Here is a 17,287-nt window from a genome sequence, read left to right as displayed (position 1 = left end):
GGGCTGATTATTCAGCCCTTTATTTTTATGAAATATCATCGTGAAGAAGAACTTAAAAGTAGATTAAATAATTTTTTTATCACGCAATTTTCTCTTCCAGAAGATGATTATTATAGTCGTCTTGACAGTGATAAAATAATTTCTTTGAAAATGGCTCTCTCTGATATAAATAACCTATTAACCATGAAAATAACAATTTCATTTGTTAATTGGATTTCAAAAAAGTTTCATCTTTCTCAAGAGTCAAAACAAAAATTAACCGATGAAATTTTATCCATAAAACCTAGTACTAATGGTTATGATCTTGTTTCAAATGAAATTATAAAATTGATAGCTGAAGTTAAGTGTAATATTCCAATTAATGGTGGGACAAAATATGGGTCTGCTCAACGAAATGGTATAACTAAAGATTTAAATAACCTACTTTATGGTAAGACTAAGTCAAAATTCAATACGACAGAATATTTTAAATTTATGGTTTTTCTTGAAAATCAATCAGTAAGAGCAGCAAATCAACATTATATCAATCTATCAAAAGAACTAAAGGAGAATCTCATAATAGTTGATGAAACTACATCATTTGATAGAAAAGACTGTATTTATCTAATATATATTAATTTTTAATTAAAAACTGATCGTAAAAACTCATATAAAAGTAAAAGAAGCATGACCAAATTGCCACCAAACTTTCTAATGAAGGCTTTGTAGCGAAAGCTCCTGTGGCTGTGGTTGAAGGTGAAAAAGTAAAATTGGCTGAGTTTGCGGACCAGTTAACGAAAATTAAAGCGAATATGGAGCAGATTGCAGCGCTTTAATGTGTTGGTAGTTTGATTTAATTTGTAGTATAAAGAGCTGATTATTCATAACTTTTTTTATCAACTGAAAACTCCAAATTTTCAAATTTAACTATTTTAAATTCAGTTTTATTATTAACTTTTTTCAAATTTAACAGAATTACATTTTCATTTAGATAAGTTAAAATTCTCCAATCTTGATTTTTAGCATAATTTTCAACTTTGGCTAATTTACTTCTTGTAACATCTGAATCAACTTTTGCTTGATAATTCCCTATAGCAAAACATGAAATTAACAAACAAATAAGTACATTTATATCCTCTATTGAAAACTTATTGTTAATTTCTTTAAATATTAATGCAGTACAGCTAAAAAAAATCAATAGAATAAGTGATCTAAAATCTTCATATTGAAGACAATAAACTAAAAAAAACAATGAGGGAAGAGAGGCAACAAAAATCCAAAGTAAAGAAGAATGTTCTTTTATATTTTCAAAATTGAAAAAACTTAAAATTACATTTAATATAAATGCTAAAAGAACTCCTAATTGGAATATTATATATGCTATAACAAAGCATAATAAAAAGAATATGAATAGCTTAAAGGTGGACATTACTAATAAAGATATTGTTATATCTTTAATTAAAAATTCCACCCCCAAAGTACTAAAATATGCATAGAGGTTCGAACCTCCTAACATCACTAATAAAACCGTTATTAAAACCATCAACTCTGTGGGTTGAAGTTCCAAAATTTTCTTCTTAAAATCCAAAACACACCGCCAGTTTCTATAACAACTAGTTATTAATCAAAAATTTAAGATTAGATAGCATCATTTTTCCACTTAAGCAAGTAAGAAAGTGATTGAAAAACTTGTCATGTATATTTTAGTCCCATCCAAACTATTCATAGGCTATAACATTAGTACTCAAAGCATCATGATTCCAATAACGCACCACACTCAAATCCAAAGTCTCTAAAAAATTGCTACGTTCGGCATCATACTCAATCGCATCGTCTGTGCCATGCTGACTTCCATCTAACTCAATGACCAAACCAATTTCATGACAGTAAAAATCCACAATATAAGGTTTGATCACATGCTGACGGCGAAACTTAAGATTCATAAATCGTTTAGCACGAAGTAATTGCCATATTAAATGTTCTGCATCTGTGGCATTGCTTCGCATAGTTTTGGCGAATTCTAATAATTGTGGGTCTATCATTTTTATTATTACCTCTCCCTAGCCCTCTCCTAAAAGGAGAGGGAATTTTCATTATTAAATTCATGGTGCTATAAAATCACTTGCAGCTCCCTCTCCCTAAGGGAGAGGGAGAAAAGCATTAAAGCACCCCATGCTCCAACAACATCTCGACCCCACTCACCTTTTTCATATGCTTTAAACGTTCTTTTTCCCACTTCAACTGTTGCTTTAACTCAGCAACGTCCTTATCAACCACCTTATACACATCACTCATTTTGAGCTGTTTGGTATTGATATGACTGCTTAAGTGAAAAGACGCAAAAATCTCTTCTAACTGACTTTGCAAATTCTGACTCTGTGCTTCTAAAGACAACTGATAAAACTTCACTTGTTCAGAACTTAAAGCTTTTGAGCTTAAGCCTTTATTGGTCTCTAGCTGTAACTGAAGTTTTAGTAAATAAAATAAATCCTGCTCTGCATAAGCATCATTGACCTTCTGTAAAAGCTCAGTTTTTTCCAACTTCTTCGCTTCGTCAGGTTCACGGTCTGGGTGAATCATCGCGGTAATTTTTAAATACACCGTTTTCAGCGACTGCACTGCCATTTTGGCTGCTTGCTCACGTTTTTCTTGTTGTTTTAACTGCTTGGCACGTTCCCGCTCTGCGTCATACTGGGTAGAATCGTATTCATAATTTTCCCAGTCCACATCCACGTTTTGTACTACCGTTTCAGCGAGGTCATGATTTTGTATTGAGTTCGTTTTGGTTTTCTTCGCCCATACATGCTCTGCATGCTGCATATAGAAAGTATCCACTTTCTCTACCTGTTCTTTCTGCACGGAAGTTAGCATCTGAGATTTTTTTAGCATCTTGGCTAAAGCGGCTATTTTGGTGTCAATCTGCGCCAGATCAACTTTGCTAAAGGCGTCACTGGCTAAGTGCTTCCACAGGGTATCAAGCTGTGCAAATAAAACCGTGTGTAACTCGCTATACACAGGTAAAAGCTTACTGCGTGTATAGTTTCGAATGTCGGCTTGCGCATTTTTCCATGCTGCCAGCTCTTGTTTTTGCTGTTCAATCTGATCAATTAAACGATTTAATTTTTTCTGCTGCGGGGAGCGCTCAACCTTAGGCAGTTGGCTCATTTTTATATCGTAAGACATCACAACAATGCACAGTAAAGCAGAAGATACTTCAGTGTAGCAGATCACTCCAATCTGCCACAGTCAAAGCCTCAATGTTAAAGTGCAACCACACGGTTACGCCCTTGCGCTTTAGCTTGGTACAAATGCTGGTCTGCACGGCGCATGGCGGTCTGTGCATCGCTATCTGTAACCTGAACCACACTCACCCCGATACTAATACTGATGGGATGCTGATCCAAAATTGGGGCTTGTTCGACAGTTTGTCGTAGATTTTCAGCCAAAACCATTGCACCTTCAAGCGTGGTCGTGGGTAACAACACCACAAACTCTTCACCACCATAACGAGCAACAAAGTCCGACTCACGGATGTTCGAGGACAACACCTGCGCCACCCCTTTTAAGACTCGATCACCCACCTCGTGCCCATACTGATCATTCACTTTTTTAAAGTAATCCACATCCAACAACAGCACCGCATAGCCCACGTGACTACGTGTAAACTGAGCGTATAAATAATCCAGATAATCGGTCAAAGCACGGCGGTTATATAGTCCTGTCAGTGCATCATGCCGTGCCAACTTTTCTAATTCTATATTGGCCGCTTTAAGTTCCTTTGTGCGTTCCTGAACCTTTTGCTCAAGCGTTGTATTGGCATCCATTAGCTGATGTTTTTGTGTCAACAGTGTGTCGGTCATACTATTTAATGACTGTGACAAGCCTTTAATTTCTCGAATACTGGTATTCGCCTCAAAGTAAACATCTTCACGTCCCTGCTCGACTGCATGCGCACTTTTTGCCAAATTTTCAATTGGACGGCTAAAACGATTCGCTAAGCGATAAGTCACAAAAAGTAGCAGTAATGAAATCACAAAACCAATAGCTAAGATTTGATGTTGCAGTGACCGAACTTCTACCAAGGCTATCGAAACTGGCTGGCGAATCATGACATGCCAACCTAAGTTCATCTGTGTTTTTGAAAATACAGGAACATCCGTGGTGAGGTAGTTTTGTCCTTCTCCCCAGTCATGCACAAAGTAATTGCCATGTTGTTTACTAAAACTCGGAGGGTTCACCTGACCAATACTTTTAAACGGATACAGAATTTCACCCGCTTGGTTCACAATAAAGACTTCAATCCCACGTTGTGCGGCATTTTCAGACAATGAACTTTTCAGCACATGGCTTGCCCAGCTCCAGTCTGCATGCGCAGCCAAAACGCCATTTATTTTATGCGTCGTAGGGTCATAAATGGGAGTCGCAAAATCAATAAAACGCATCGGTTCATTCGGGTTAATGGCTTTGATTTTTTTGGCGAGCAGAACAGCCTTGTGTACATCGCCCAAATATACTCGCTTGGAACCGTGAATAAACCAATCCCGCTCAGATACATCTGCACCTTGCAATAAATGGTTTGCCGCAACTTCGACTTTACCTTCGGGGTTAGCAATCCCAAGCCATGCATAATATTGATATGATTTTTTAACTTGATCGAGTTGCTGTTGAACACGTGGATTATTAAAGTCTGCCTCAGCAATAAACGGTGATTGACTCAAAAGCACCATTTCCCGTTCACGTTCTGTCAACGAATTTGCCAAAGTATTACTGATACTCTTCGCAGCAATATATAAGGTTTGACCGCTGGATTTACTCATTTGAGCCGAAGCAGTTTTACCGATATATAAGGTAATACAGAGCCCCAAAGTAAACGCCAAACCAGCAAATAACACCATCAATCGATTACGAAATGAATCCATTTTTAGCATTTACCCCACTGCTCCTCAGTTTAAAGTGTTTCAGTCAACAACAAAACCTGCGCGATATTTCGACTCTTTCTCTGTGCTAAAGCGATGTTTTAGCAATACTTTGATATCGCTATCCATGTGAGCTTTTGAATCTTACCAATAGTTTTCGACCGCAATATTTCCTTCACCACGGCGGTTCATCGTCAAACCACGTGCTTTTAGGGCTTCTTTGGTGTCTTCGACCATTTGCGGGTTACCACACAGCATCACATGACTGGTTTCAGGGTTCAGGCTCAAACCGACTGCTTTTTCCAAGTCACCATTTTCAATCAGTACAGGTAAGCGGTCATGCAGTGGCGCATGTGGATCACGTGTAATAATCGGCACAAATTTAAAGCCTGTATGTCCTTCACCAAAGGTCTCTGCAATTTCTTGAATACGTGTTGCATACGCTAATTCAGAGGCTGTACGTACGCTATAAACCAGCGTAATGCTCTCGTACTTCGACCACGTCTCAAAGTCTTGCAACATCGAAATAAAAGGTGCAAGCCCTGTCCCTGTACCAAGTAGCCATAAGTCTTTTGGTAACGGCAACTGATAACGCGCCAAAGTCAAAAAACCGTACGGGATCTTTTCAAGGTAGATGTCATCATCGACTTTTAAGTGTTGTAAGTTCGAAGTAAATGCACCTTCAGGCACCACAATCGAGAAAAACTCTAAAGTTTCATCAAAGGGAGAAGACACCACCGAATACGCTCGAACCACCAATTCATCACCCACTTTGATGCCAATACGGGCAAATTGTCCTGCGGTAAACTTAAAATGTGCAGGTCGCGTCATGGTGAAGCTAAAAAGTGTATTGGTCCAACGGTGTACGGATAAAACCTTTTCTAGGCTAAATTTTTCAATTGACATGATTTCAGCGTGGCATCAAAGACGTTGCTCATGTTAGCATGACCACATAATTTGTTAATATTTTTTAAATGTTAAGGCTATATTCATGCGCATGACTTTACGCCAGTTGGCGGTTTTTGTAGCAGTTGCTCAAGAAGGCACAGTAACCAAAGCCAGTGATGCGGTTCGACTCACCCAGAGTGCTGCGAGTATGGCTTTAGCAGATCTAGAGGACGGTTTAGGGGCTCCACTGTTTGACCGTCTAGGTAAGCGTCTTCAGCTCAATGATCTGGGTCGTTTCCTGCTGCCACAAGCTTTAGAAATTTTGGGTCGCTGTGATGCTTTCGAGCAAGCCGCTAAAGGTGAGTTACAAAGCATTGATTTACGTTTGGGTGCAACCCTGACCATCAGTGACTACCTCATGCCTGACCTGATGGCTGACTTCTTACAAATTCAACCTCAAGCCCATTTACAGCTGCAAGTTGGTAATACCCGTCAAATGATTGAGGCGGTGAATCAGTTCCAACTAGATTTGGCCCTGATTGAAGGCTCTTGTCACTTGCCGCAACTGCAATGTATTCACTGGCGTGACGATGAGTTAGCCGTCTGCTGTGCACCAGATCATCCTTTGGCGCAGTTAAATCGTACATTAACACCTGAAGACTTTAAATCGGTCGAGTGGATCTTGCGTGAAGAAGGTTCAGGTACGCGTGAAGTGTTTGATAATGCTATTTTAAAAGACTTGCCTGATGCCAATATCCGTCTGACCTTGGGTCATAATGAAGCAATTTTAAAAATCGTGGCAGGTGGTTTAGGGATGTCATGCATTTCAAAACTGGCAACGGAACCTTTGCGCGAAAAAGGCCAGTTGGTGGTGCTTGATACGCCGTTTTGGTCTCTCACACGTCCACTGTTCATGTTGGTGCATCGTCAGAAGTACCAAGGCCCAGGACTCAAAGCCTTTATGAAATTCTGCGAAAAATAAGTAAGTAAGTAAAAAGCACCCAAGGGTGCTTTTTTATTTCCCAAATTGGCGCTCACAAGGCTCACCATCATTGTTCCCATCCATTTGGGTATTTGGACAATTCCTTAAGAAGTAAACCGCTTCTTCATAAGAACGCATTTGGGAGCAATGGGTACGTCCATCGCATTTAAACTGTCCAGTGCTGACAGGTAAACGACCGTTTTGTTTATCAATACTTTCCGTTACGCGTTCAGAACGGGGTTGATTGGTCTGATGCAGACCTGCATCTAAATTACGCTTCCCTTGCTCAGATAGGATTTGATCGGGCAACTTTCCTAAAGCTTTACGCTGTTCTTCTACAATCTGTTGTTGCTCGAGCATCAACTGCTCAGCTTTACGCTGTTTTTCTGCACTATAATAACTTTGATATTTCCCATAGATCAAAAAGCCCAATGCCGCGACGATGATGATCCCAATCACGGTGATGATGGTACTTTTATGCCCTGCCTCATGGTAACGTGGTGAGGCTTGGGTACGTGCTTTTTTCTTATTTGGTGATGTCGTTGCTTTGCTTTCTGAGGACAGACCAAGCCGCTGGATATTGCCAGCCTTAAACTTGCCTTGGTCTTCTACAATCATAAACTGAAGTACTTCACCAATCTTGGGTTCAATGTTGTGCTGTGGCAAATCTTTGATATGAAAAAATACATCATCAATATCCCCTTCCACCTCAATGAAACCAAAACCACGGGAGGTACTAAAGCTTTTGATTTTTCCTTTCAGAAACATAATCTGCTCTATTCAACTGTATTTTTCTAGGACTTACGCACTGTTATTTATAGACTCTCTGTGGTAGCAGATGATTTTTATCGAGAATAAAGTCATCAATGAAGTTTTTGATCATTGGTCTAAATAATTTCTTCTGCCAACGATATACATTTGCAAAGATCCCCTCAAACTGGTTCTTTTGTATCTCAACGTAGGCCATCAAGGCTGAAAAAATATGATTCAAAATCAGTTTAGATCGTCTTACTTGAAACTTTTCAATATGACAAACCTGTTTAATCACTCGGTGATATTGTTCTATTTTCCAATGACTTGAATGTAATTCATGAAAACCCTCAAAGGACAATAAATCATCTTCATCTTGATGCACAATATAAAACCTCTGCTGTTCTTTTAACTGAGTCTTAAATAATTGTACAAAGCCAAAATCTTTGAGCCAGACCACTTGACCCTGATGGAAATTCGGCAATAAACGCAGTTGAAACCATTGTCCTTTTTCTGGGGAAACCTTACGGTTACAGTCGATACCAAACATAAATCGAATACCATGTTTTCTTATGGTTTTTAGATTTGCAGTCGATGAATACCAACTATCACCTGTAATAAATTGAATCTTTGCACCCCAACTAAGTACTTCACTTAACATATCCATAAAGTAATCATTCTTGGTTTTACCCTCAGATTTGTCATAAATTCGGAAATTAATTGGAATATTTTGACCATTCTGATCTGTCGCATACAAGGTAATGAGATTAATCCCCTTGACGGATCGGTGGTGTTTGCCTGACCAAAAATAGCCAACCAAGTCCATATGTTGACTATATGGTTTATCTAAAACAGTATCATCAATACTGACTATAAGTTTATTATTATCAATATGTTGAATTGCTTCTTGATATAGGTCGTGAGGTGTGTAGTCTTCACGCTCTAGAAAGCGATTTACACTATCATGCGAGATATTATAAGTCTCGGCAAGTTGTGTGCAGCTAATAGAGTTCGGTTCTGTCATGAGAAAGCCCATATAAATGGGTAGAGTACAAGTTGCTGTAGAAGCATTTTTAATTCGTCTGATCACAGATACTTTATAAAGTATTTTAATACTTTTTTGAATCCGTCAATGCGTAAGTCCTATTTTCGTATTGTAATCAATAAAAAAGAGGCTAAAAAGCCTCTTTGCTTCAAAATGCAAAGATTAATCTTTGCACGATTGAACTCTGAATCAACGCTGACTTAGCGTCTAAAATTAGACAATAAGTCTGTGGTAATCGATTTATTATGACTTGAGACTTTCGATTTCTTGGCTTTGGCAGAGTTGTCTTCAACCCGCTCAATTTTAATTGCTTTATAGCGATCGCCATTTTCAACCACATTAAACTTCACGCGTTCATTGCGTTTCGGCTCACCTGAGTCTGCAGGGAAATCCGAGATATGAAAAAATACGTCGCCTTCAGGTGAGGAAATAAAGCCAAAACCTTTGTCAGCGTTATATTGCTTAACTTTTCCTTGATATTGCTCGGCTTTCATAAACAGATCCTAATATGTACACGCTTTGTTGTAGTATATAAAAAAGAGGCTATAAAAGCCTCTTTTTGCTGGGGCTCAATCTTAATCTTTTTGAACTGAACCAAAGATTTTATCGCCCGCATCGCCTAGACCCGGCACGATATAACCATTGGCATTTAAGCCTTGGTCAATTGAAGCCGTGAAAATAGTGACATCTGGGTGCGCATCCAAAACACGTTTAATACCTTCAGGCGCCGCAACCAACACCATCACACGAATGTCTTTACAGCCACTTGCTTTCAATACATCAATCGCAGCAACCAATGAAGAACCCGTTGCAAGCATTGGGTCGATGATCATCGCTAAACGGTTTTGTACATCTGGAACTAATTTTTTGTAATAAGTACGTGCTTCAAGCGTTTCTTCATCACGCTCTAAACCCAGTACAGACACTTTTGCACTTGGAATCAGGTTTAAGAAACCATCTAACATGCCAATACCCGCACGTAAAATTGGCACAACCGTAATTTTTTTACCCACAATGCGATCTACCGTTACTTTACCATTCCAACCATCAATTTCATGGTCGCAAACAGGTAAATCTTTGGTCGCTTCATAGGTCAACAGCATGGTCACTTCTTGAGCCAACTCACGGAAGTTTTTAGTGCTGATATCTGCACGACGAAGAAGACCAAGCTTATGACGAATCAGTGGATGACGAATTTCATGGATAGCCACGGGAGAGCACCTAAAAGGTAAAATAAAATTCCTTACATTATAAAGCTTTTTATCGTGCGATAAAAACAAAAAAGCCCCCAATTGATGGAGGCTTTTTTGTTAAAACGAAACGTTTTTAAAAATTAGTGCTGTTGAGAAAGCATAAAGTGGATTGGAGATAGAATCTCTGACTGAAGTGCTAACTTGATAATTGGATCTGGATAGATACCAATCACAAGCACTGCTGCTGCAGCTAAAAGCACCATAATACCACCCACTTTTTGGCCCCAATGATCCACAGCGTCTACACGAGGTGCATCTGGTGGTGTCATGTACATAACAACCATCACACGGAGGTAGTAGTACAGACCAATACCAGAACCAACGATGATCATCGCAGCAAGGAACCAATGTTGAGTCGTTACTGCAGCCATGACCACAAGGAACTTACCAATGAAGCCCGCTGTCAAAGGAATACCCGCAAGCGATAGCATCATCACGGTTAACACCGCTGTCAACACTGGACGACGCCAGAATAAACCACGGTAGTCCGCTAGACTTTCTGCTTCGTCTACGTTGTTGTATGGGCTAGACATCAATGCAACCGCACCGAACGCACCAATCGTGGTTAACACATAAGTGATCACATAGACCGATACGTTACCAAGGCTTGCATAAGTCATGCTGATTAAACCAATCAACAAGTAACCAAAGTGCGCAATTGAAGAGTATGCCAAGATACGTTTCAAATTCACTTGTTTCACTGCAAGGAAGTTACCCACCAAGATCGATAACACCGCAATCACGGTTAAGATCGTCACGATTGAGTCAACAAGGATCGCACCTGAAGTAAGGATGTAACGTACAAACAGACCAATCGTTGCTACTTTTGCAGCTGTAGCAAGGAAAGTTGCGATCGGTGTTGGTGCACCTGCATAAACGTCTGGTGTCCATTTGTGGAATGGCGCTAAAGACAGTTTGAATGCCACAGCAAAAACGATCAGGCCTAAACCTAAAAGTACCATTGGCTGTTGGATATTTTGCATTAACGCTTGAACATTGTCATAGAACGACATTGATCCTGTGTACGCGTAAATATAAGCCATACCCATCAACAACATTGCTGAAGCTGTTGCTGAAAGCACCAAGTACTTCACCCCCGCTTCTAAAGACTTAGAACGTTGGTGTGTATAGGCCAATAAGCCATATACAGGAATCGACATCAACTCAAGGCTAATGAAGAACGATGCATAGTGAGAGCTTGCCACCATTAACATTGCACCAGTCACTGATGACAACATTAAGATATACAGTTCTTCACGGTTATCTTTATAGCTTTCAATATAGGCATGCGACAGAGTACAGCACGCCAAAGCAGCAATTAGAATAATTACTTGGTACAGCAAGGTGAACGCATCCACCATGAACATACCCATCACGTTCGCAGGTTTAAAAGCACCACCGAACATTGTGAATAGTACATATGCTGCTGCAAGGTTTAAGCCCACCACTGATGCTGTTGCAATTAAGTTATGGTTACGCTTAATTGCAGTAAGAATCATCACGACAATCGTTGTTAAAGCAACGATCATCACAGGAGCTAAAGGCATAAGCTCAGAAAATGACATTGTGAAGTTCATGACTTATTGCATCTCCACATTTTCGAGTTGAACAGTTGCTTGACTCGCAACGTCAACTACTTCTTGTACAGGAATGTAGCTGTTCGCTAACCACGCCATGCTTGAATTTGAAATATCAAGGAAGCTTTGTGGGTACAAACCAAGCCATAACAGACCGAAAGCACAGATTAACAAGATCACTACTTCACGTGCATTTAAGTCTTTCAATGGGTTGTTGTAGTGCTGCTGTTGTTCTTCGTTTGGCGTACCAAACAACGCTTTGTGGATCAGAATCAAGCCATAAAGACCTGCAAATACTAAGCTTACTGCTGCAAGAATAGTAAACACTGGGAATTTTGCATAAGAACCCATCAGGATCAGGAACTCACCAATGAAGTTACCTAGACCCGGAATACCTACAAGCGCCGCCACGAAGAACATGAGGAAGAATGCAAGATATGGGAACTGACCACGCATACCGCCCATCAAACGCATATCGCGCGTATGAACACGCTCGTACACTTGACCACACATAATGAACAATGCAGCAGATGATAGGCCATGTGCCAACATCATGATCATCAAACCTTGGAAGGTTAAGATGTTACCTGCGTAAATCGCAAGTAAAACAAAGCCCATGTGTGAAATTGACGTATACGCAAGTAAACGTTTCATATCGGTTTGCTGGAAAGCACACCAAGCACCGTAGAAGATACCGATTAAACCGAAAATGATCGCGATGTCTGCAAACTGTGCAGAAGCCGCTGGGAAGAATGGAATCACAAAACGTAGTAAACCATATGCAGCGGTCTTAATTAAGATACCTGCAAGGTCAACCGAACCTGCTGTAGGTGCTTGTGCATGCGCATCTGGTAACCAACCGTGTAATGGGAAAACTGGAAGTTTTACCGCAAAACCGACAAATAAACACAGCATGAATGCATAAGCAACGGTAGGTAATTCTTTGTCTAAAGTGTTGGCTACAGCTAATAAGTAGTTGTAATCAAAACCGATCATACCTGTCATCATGTAACCATAAACCACTAGGCCTAGGATACCGATCAACATAATAAGACCAGCGACTTGCGTATAGATAAAGAATTTGGTTGCAGCGTAAACACGTGATTTACCTTCTGCCCCTTTATGACCCCAAAGCGCGATCAAGAAGTAGATAGGTACAAGCATCATCTCCCAGAAGAAGAAGAACAAGAACATGTCAATCGCTAAGAATACACCGATCACACCACCCAAAGACCATAAAAGGTTTAAGTGGAAGAAACCAACATTCTTTTGAATTTCACCCCAAGAACAGCCGACAGCCAACACACCTAAAAGTGCCGTTAAGCCCACCATTAATAGAGATAGGCCATCCACCGCTAAATGGATGTTAATGCCTAAAGTTTGAATCCATGGCAACATGAATTCAGCAGACCACGATGGCACTTTCGCGCCAAGTTCGTAGTTAAATGTACCTGTTTGCCACAGCGCAAATGTTAAGCCCAAAGTAATGAGCATACCAATCAGCGCAATATAACGCGGCAGTTTGTCGTCGAGTTTGTCGACTAACCAACAAATAAAACCTGCAATGAACGGAACTAAGATCAGCGCGGGTAGAATCCAGTTGTTTGTGATTTCCATCTTATTTCCCCACGATCTGAGTTACGATCAAGACCATTAGTAATACAAAGATACCTAATGCCATGCTTGATGCGTAATCACGCAATGAACCCGTTTGACGTGAACTTGTGAAGCTATGACCACCTTTTACAAGTGCAGGCAAGACTAACCACAAACGATCAATTGGATCACGACCTAAAATCTTCGCAATAAGCAAATATGGTTTCACAAAAACGATGTCATAAAGCGCATCGAAGCCTAGTGCATTACGGCAAATGTTTGCAAGACCTGCACCCAATGACGTTTTAGCAAAGCCTTTCACTGCGCTATAAGCAAACGCAAACAAGACCACACCAATCACTAAACCAACCAATGCAATACCCACAGCAGTATATTCTGCGCTGTGCATACCATGTTCTAAAGCTTCAGGAATCACAAATGCTGGAATTTTTGCTGCATTTAAAATGCTTTCCACTGGTGCTTTAAGTGCCGCACCGACGAAAGTTGAAAGTACAGCAAGAATCGCCAAAGGACCCCAGAAAGTAATGCCTTTAATCGCATGATACGGTGTATTTTCTTTACCAAAGAACACAACCCAAATGAGACGGAATGTGTAAATCGACGTTAAGAATGCACCTGCTACACCCGCCCAGTACAATGAGTTATACACTGCGATTGATTCGCCTTGTACCCAAACTGCACCCAAGATCGCATCTTTCGAGAAGAAGCCCACGGTAATGAATGGAATCGCGGCCAATGCACCGCCACCAATGGCGAAACAAGCAAATAGGAATTTGTTCTTGTAGAACAAACCGCCCATCTTGAAGATGTTTTGTTCGTGGTGGTAAGCTAAAATCACGGCACCTGAAGACAAGAACAATAATGCCTTGAAGAATGCGTGAGTTAACATGTGGAACAAGCCTGCTTGGTAAGCTTCAGCACCCACTGCCATAAACATATAACCCAGCTGACTCATCGTTGAGTAAGCCAAAATACGTTTGATGTCGGTTTGAACCAATGCAGCAAAACCAGCCACTAACAACGTTACCGCACCTGTGATTGAGATAAACATCATCACTTCAGGTGCCATTTCAAACACGGTGTACATACGGCAGCACAGGTAAACACCTGCGGTTACCATCGTTGCAGCGTGGATCAATGCAGATACAGGTGTAGGACCTGCCATTGCATCGGCCAACCATGTTTGTAATGGGATCTGTGCAGATTTACCTGCTGCACCCAAGAACAACATCAGTGCTGTCCAAATGGTTAAAGATGAACTTTGTGTCATCACTGTTGGTGCAGCTGCAACCACTTCTGCAATGTTTAAAGTACCGAACTGTTGGTAAATTAAGAACAAAGCGATCAGTAAGAAAACATCACCAACACGTGTTACGGTAAATGCTTTAATTGCCGCAAAACCATTTGCAGGGTTTTGGTAGTAGTAACCAATCAGCAAGTAAGAGCATAGACCTACGCCTTCCCAACCTAAGAACAATAACGCTAAGTTATCGCCCAATACGAGCAGCAACATGCTAGCAACGAACAGGTTGAAATAAGAGAAGAAACGCGCGAAGTCTTCTTCACCACGCATATACCATGATGCAAAGATGTGAATAAGGAAACCGACACCCGTCACCATACCCATCATGAGCAGTGATAAACCGTCAAGATGTAAGCTAATGCCTGGGCTTAGATTGCCTACATTGAACCATGTCCAAAGATGTTGAACATAGGTCACTTTGCCGTTATTAACAAAGTCTAGACCAGCGATCAAAGCAACCAATGCAGAAAGGCCAACCGCCCCCACACCAATAATGGCAGCGACATTTTCAGGAAGTTTGTTACGACCTGCCGCTAAAAGGACAAAACCAATGAGCGGGAATAATACTGTTAAATATAAAAAACTCATCCGCGCATCTCACTAGCAGCATCCACATCCAAGTGATGGAAGCGATGGTAGAACTGAAGGACGATCGCAAGACCAATACAAGCCTCTGCCGCAGCAAGCGTTAAGATCAGAATAAACATGATTTGTCCGTCTGGTTGTACCCATGCACTACCAGCCAAAACAAACGCAAGCGCAGCTGCGTTCATCATGATTTCAAGGCTCATTAACATAAATAATAGATTGCGTCGCACCATCACACCGTAAAAACCCAGTGCAAAAAGAATGGTTGCAACAATCAAACCATGTTCTAAAGGGATGTTGCCCATTATTGTTTGTCCTCTTCTGCACCTGGTTCACGTTTGCCAAGATGGAATGCTGCAACCAACGCAGCAAGCAATAACATGGCAGCAACTTCAACCAATAATAAATAGTGAGTAAAGAGTGCTTGGCCAACGACTTTTGGACCCACAACTTCAGTACCCATAACAGGGCCAGCAGCTGTGTAGTCAGAGCCGAGCATCCACACCAACACCAAGCCCATTAAGAAGCTCATGAGTGCTGGATATGCCCAAGCAGACGATGTTAACCATTTACGTTCTTGTTCAACGGTGTGTTGACCAAGGTTTAACATCATCACTACGAATACGAATAACACCATGATCGCGCCTGCATAGACGATGATCTCAAGCGCGCCAGCAAATGGCGCACCTACGATCATAAACATGCCTGCAACCGCAAGAAGTGACACGATCAAGCTTAATAAAGCGTGTACAGGATTCGCGTTGGTCACAACACGAATCGTCGAAACGATGGCCACAAGTGCCATCAAATAAAATGGCCACATCATGGTAATAAGCTCCGTACATCAACTGGTGCGCTTTCACGCTGCGCTTGACCTTTGTCTTTTCCAGTTACAGCCATACCTGTTACACGGTAGAAGTTGTAATCTGGGTATTTACCAGGACCTGAAATGAGTAAATTTTCTTTCTCATATACCAAGTCTTGACGAACGTATTCACCCAACTCGAAATCTGGAGTCATTTGAATTGCAGTCGTCGGACATGCTTCTTCACACATACCGCAGAAAATACAACGTGAGAAGTTGATACGGAAAAACTCCGGATACCAACGACCATCTTCTTTTTCTGCTTTTTGTAGTGAAATACAGCCAACAGGACATGCAACTGCACATAAGTTACACGCAACACAACGTTCTTCACCATCTGGGTCACGTGTTAACACGATACGACCACGGAAACGTGGTGGAACAATTTGTTCGGCTGGCACTTCTGGGTAAAGAATGGTGTCACGTTTACGTGTCACGTGTGAGAAAACCATCCACAGTGAACGTACGATTGACCCGAACCCAGCTAGAATTTTATACATTTTATTCTCCCTGCCCTTACCACAGAATCACTGCGCCAGTAACTAATAAGTTAACTAACGCTAATGGTAAGCAAATCTTCCAACCAAAGTTCATCACTTGGTCATAACGCGGACGCATAAGTGAACCACGAGCCAAGACAAACATCATCACAAAGAATGCTGTTTTGATAATGAACCAGAATACTGGTGGAATGAACGGAATATCGATGTTAAATGGCGCTAACCAACCACCGAAGAATAGCGTGACGATCAATGCAGAGATCAGAACTACGTTGACATATTCTGCAACGAAGAACATCCCCCATTTCATACCGCCGTACTCGACGTGGTAACCTTCCGCCAATTCTTGTTCTGCTTCTGGTTGGTCAAATGGGTGACGGTGAGTTACCGCAACACCTGCAACCACGAAGATTAAGAAACCTAAGAACTGTGGGATGACAAACCATACATCTTTTTGTGCTTCTACAATTTCACGCATGTTGAATGAGCCTGCAATTGCAACCACACCCATCAATGAAATACCCAAGAACACTTCATACGAAATGGTTTGAGCTGCAGAGCGTAGACCACCAAGCAATGCATATTTGTTGTTTGATGACCAACCACCAAACAATACCGCATAGACTGCAATACCTGCCATTGCCATAAAGAACAATAGACCGATGCTCATGTCTGCAACACCTAAGTATGGTGATACAGGAATAACCATGAACGACATCACCGCTGTTGCCATGGCAACAGCAGGAGCTAAACGGAAAGTCAATTTGTCAGCAAACTTTGGTGTCCAGTCTTCTTTGAACATGATTTTCAACATGTCGGCAACGATCTGGAACATCCCCCCAGGACCTACACGGTTCGGACCATAACGGTCTTGCCATAAGCCCAGTAAACGACGCTCAATAAAAGACATCAACGCAGCGATGAGTACTACAACGAGTAAAATCACAATCGCTTGAATGACTGAGTAGGCAATTGGCCAGTTCTCAGCCCAAAGCGGCGTTTGACGGATTAATTCTTGTTGCAT

18 protein-coding genes and 1 pseudogene are annotated in these 17,287 nt (G+C 41.1%); 3 read left to right on the top strand and 16 right to left on the bottom strand.

From position 1 onward, the window contains the following. Positions 1-27 precede the first annotated feature (27 nt). Both AC5EUN_RS03130 and AC5EUN_RS03125 read left to right on the top strand, forming a co-directional pair. Positions 28-624, top strand: coding sequence for a hypothetical protein (locus AC5EUN_RS03130; protein WP_058951680.1), 597 nt, complete (start codon positions 28-30; stop codon positions 622-624). A gap of 35 nt (positions 625-659) precedes the next feature. Further along, positions 660-815, top strand: a pseudogene (locus AC5EUN_RS03125) (hypothetical protein); the annotation flags it as partial. Positions 816-856: 41 nt separating this feature from the next. On the opposite strand, the gene AC5EUN_RS03120 reads toward AC5EUN_RS03125, so the two are convergent. The 5 genes from AC5EUN_RS03120 to AC5EUN_RS03100 all read right to left on the bottom strand — a co-directional run bounded on the left by AC5EUN_RS03120 (position 857) and on the right by AC5EUN_RS03100 (position 5,801). Then, positions 857-1,546 (bottom strand): hypothetical protein, encoded by a 690-nt coding sequence (locus tag AC5EUN_RS03120; protein WP_129556767.1) that lies wholly within the window; start codon positions 1,544-1,546, stop codon positions 857-859. A gap of 151 nt (positions 1,547-1,697) precedes the next feature. Beyond that, complete coding sequence (locus AC5EUN_RS03115) at positions 1,698-2,021, bottom strand: endonuclease domain-containing protein (RefSeq protein WP_010327347.1); 324 nt, start codon at positions 2,019-2,021, stop codon at positions 1,698-1,700. A 118-nt stretch (positions 2,022-2,139) separates the two neighbouring features. Beyond that, positions 2,140-3,162 carry a hypothetical protein gene (locus AC5EUN_RS03110; protein ID WP_029575092.1) on the bottom strand — a complete coding sequence of 341 codons (1,023 nt, stop codon included), beginning with the start codon at positions 3,160-3,162 and terminating at the stop codon, positions 2,140-2,142. Between the two features lie 77 nt (positions 3,163-3,239). Further along, a complete protein-coding gene (locus AC5EUN_RS03105; RefSeq protein ID WP_010327349.1) occupies positions 3,240-4,907 on the bottom strand; it encodes a sensor domain-containing diguanylate cyclase in 1,668 nt (555 codons plus the stop codon). Between the two features lie 132 nt (positions 4,908-5,039). Beyond that, positions 5,040-5,801, bottom strand: a complete 762-nt coding sequence (locus tag AC5EUN_RS03100; RefSeq protein WP_010327350.1) for a ferredoxin--NADP reductase — start codon at positions 5,799-5,801, stop codon at positions 5,040-5,042. An 85-nt stretch (positions 5,802-5,886) separates the two neighbouring features. Between AC5EUN_RS03100 and gigC the strand changes: the two genes are divergently transcribed. Further along, positions 5,887-6,765 carry a LysR family transcriptional regulator GigC gene (gigC, locus tag AC5EUN_RS03095; protein WP_010327351.1) on the top strand — a complete coding sequence of 293 codons (879 nt, stop codon included), beginning with the start codon at positions 5,887-5,889 and terminating at the stop codon, positions 6,763-6,765. 33 nt (positions 6,766-6,798) lie between these two features. Here the strand turns inward: gigC and AC5EUN_RS03090 are convergent, their stop codons facing one another. From AC5EUN_RS03090 to nuoH, 11 genes are all read right to left on the bottom strand, one after another. Then, positions 6,799-7,533 (bottom strand): cold shock domain-containing protein, encoded by a 735-nt coding sequence (locus AC5EUN_RS03090; RefSeq protein WP_010327352.1) that lies wholly within the window; start codon positions 7,531-7,533, stop codon positions 6,799-6,801. 43 nt (positions 7,534-7,576) lie between these two features. After that, positions 7,577-8,605, bottom strand: coding sequence for an IS701 family transposase (locus AC5EUN_RS03085; protein ID WP_074964441.1), 1,029 nt, complete (start codon positions 8,603-8,605; stop codon positions 7,577-7,579). 155 nt (positions 8,606-8,760) lie between these two features. Then, a complete protein-coding gene (locus AC5EUN_RS03080; protein WP_005400349.1) occupies positions 8,761-9,054 on the bottom strand; it encodes a cold shock domain-containing protein in 294 nt (97 codons plus the stop codon). An 81-nt stretch (positions 9,055-9,135) separates the two neighbouring features. Beyond that, entirely contained in the window at positions 9,136-9,771 is a 636-nt protein-coding gene (upp, locus tag AC5EUN_RS03075; protein WP_058870138.1) for a uracil phosphoribosyltransferase, read from the bottom strand. A gap of 122 nt (positions 9,772-9,893) precedes the next feature. Continuing rightward, complete coding sequence (gene nuoN, locus AC5EUN_RS03070; protein WP_005400347.1) at positions 9,894-11,390, bottom strand: NADH-quinone oxidoreductase subunit NuoN; 1,497 nt, start codon at positions 11,388-11,390, stop codon at positions 9,894-9,896. 3 nt (positions 11,391-11,393) lie between these two features. Beyond that, positions 11,394-13,001 carry an NADH-quinone oxidoreductase subunit M gene (nuoM, locus tag AC5EUN_RS03065; RefSeq protein ID WP_029575093.1) on the bottom strand — a complete coding sequence of 536 codons (1,608 nt, stop codon included), beginning with the start codon at positions 12,999-13,001 and terminating at the stop codon, positions 11,394-11,396. A gap of 7 nt (positions 13,002-13,008) precedes the next feature. Further along, on the bottom strand, positions 13,009-14,898 hold the full coding sequence (nuoL, locus tag AC5EUN_RS03060) for an NADH-quinone oxidoreductase subunit L (protein ID WP_010327355.1): 1,890 nt from the start codon (positions 14,896-14,898) through the stop codon (positions 13,009-13,011). Beyond that, positions 14,895-15,203, bottom strand: coding sequence for an NADH-quinone oxidoreductase subunit NuoK (nuoK, locus tag AC5EUN_RS03055; RefSeq protein WP_004695395.1), 309 nt, complete (start codon positions 15,201-15,203; stop codon positions 14,895-14,897). The genes nuoL and nuoK overlap by 4 nt, the downstream gene beginning before the upstream one ends. After that, a complete protein-coding gene (gene nuoJ / locus AC5EUN_RS03050; RefSeq protein WP_171056751.1) occupies positions 15,203-15,721 on the bottom strand; it encodes an NADH-quinone oxidoreductase subunit J in 519 nt (172 codons plus the stop codon). Before nuoJ ends, nuoK begins: the two co-directional genes overlap by 1 nt. Further along, on the bottom strand, positions 15,721-16,263 hold the full coding sequence (gene nuoI, locus AC5EUN_RS03045) for an NADH-quinone oxidoreductase subunit NuoI (RefSeq protein ID WP_004651038.1): 543 nt from the start codon (positions 16,261-16,263) through the stop codon (positions 15,721-15,723). The genes nuoJ and nuoI overlap by 1 nt, the downstream gene beginning before the upstream one ends. Positions 16,264-16,279: 16 nt before the next feature. After that, positions 16,280-17,287: an NADH-quinone oxidoreductase subunit NuoH gene (gene nuoH, locus AC5EUN_RS03040; protein WP_004695391.1), complete on the bottom strand. Its 1,008-nt coding sequence runs from the start codon at positions 17,285-17,287 to the stop codon at positions 16,280-16,282.

The organism is Acinetobacter sp. CAU_H_S170_2 (assembly GCF_058890445.1).
This window is presented reverse-complemented; position numbering and strand designations above follow the sequence as displayed.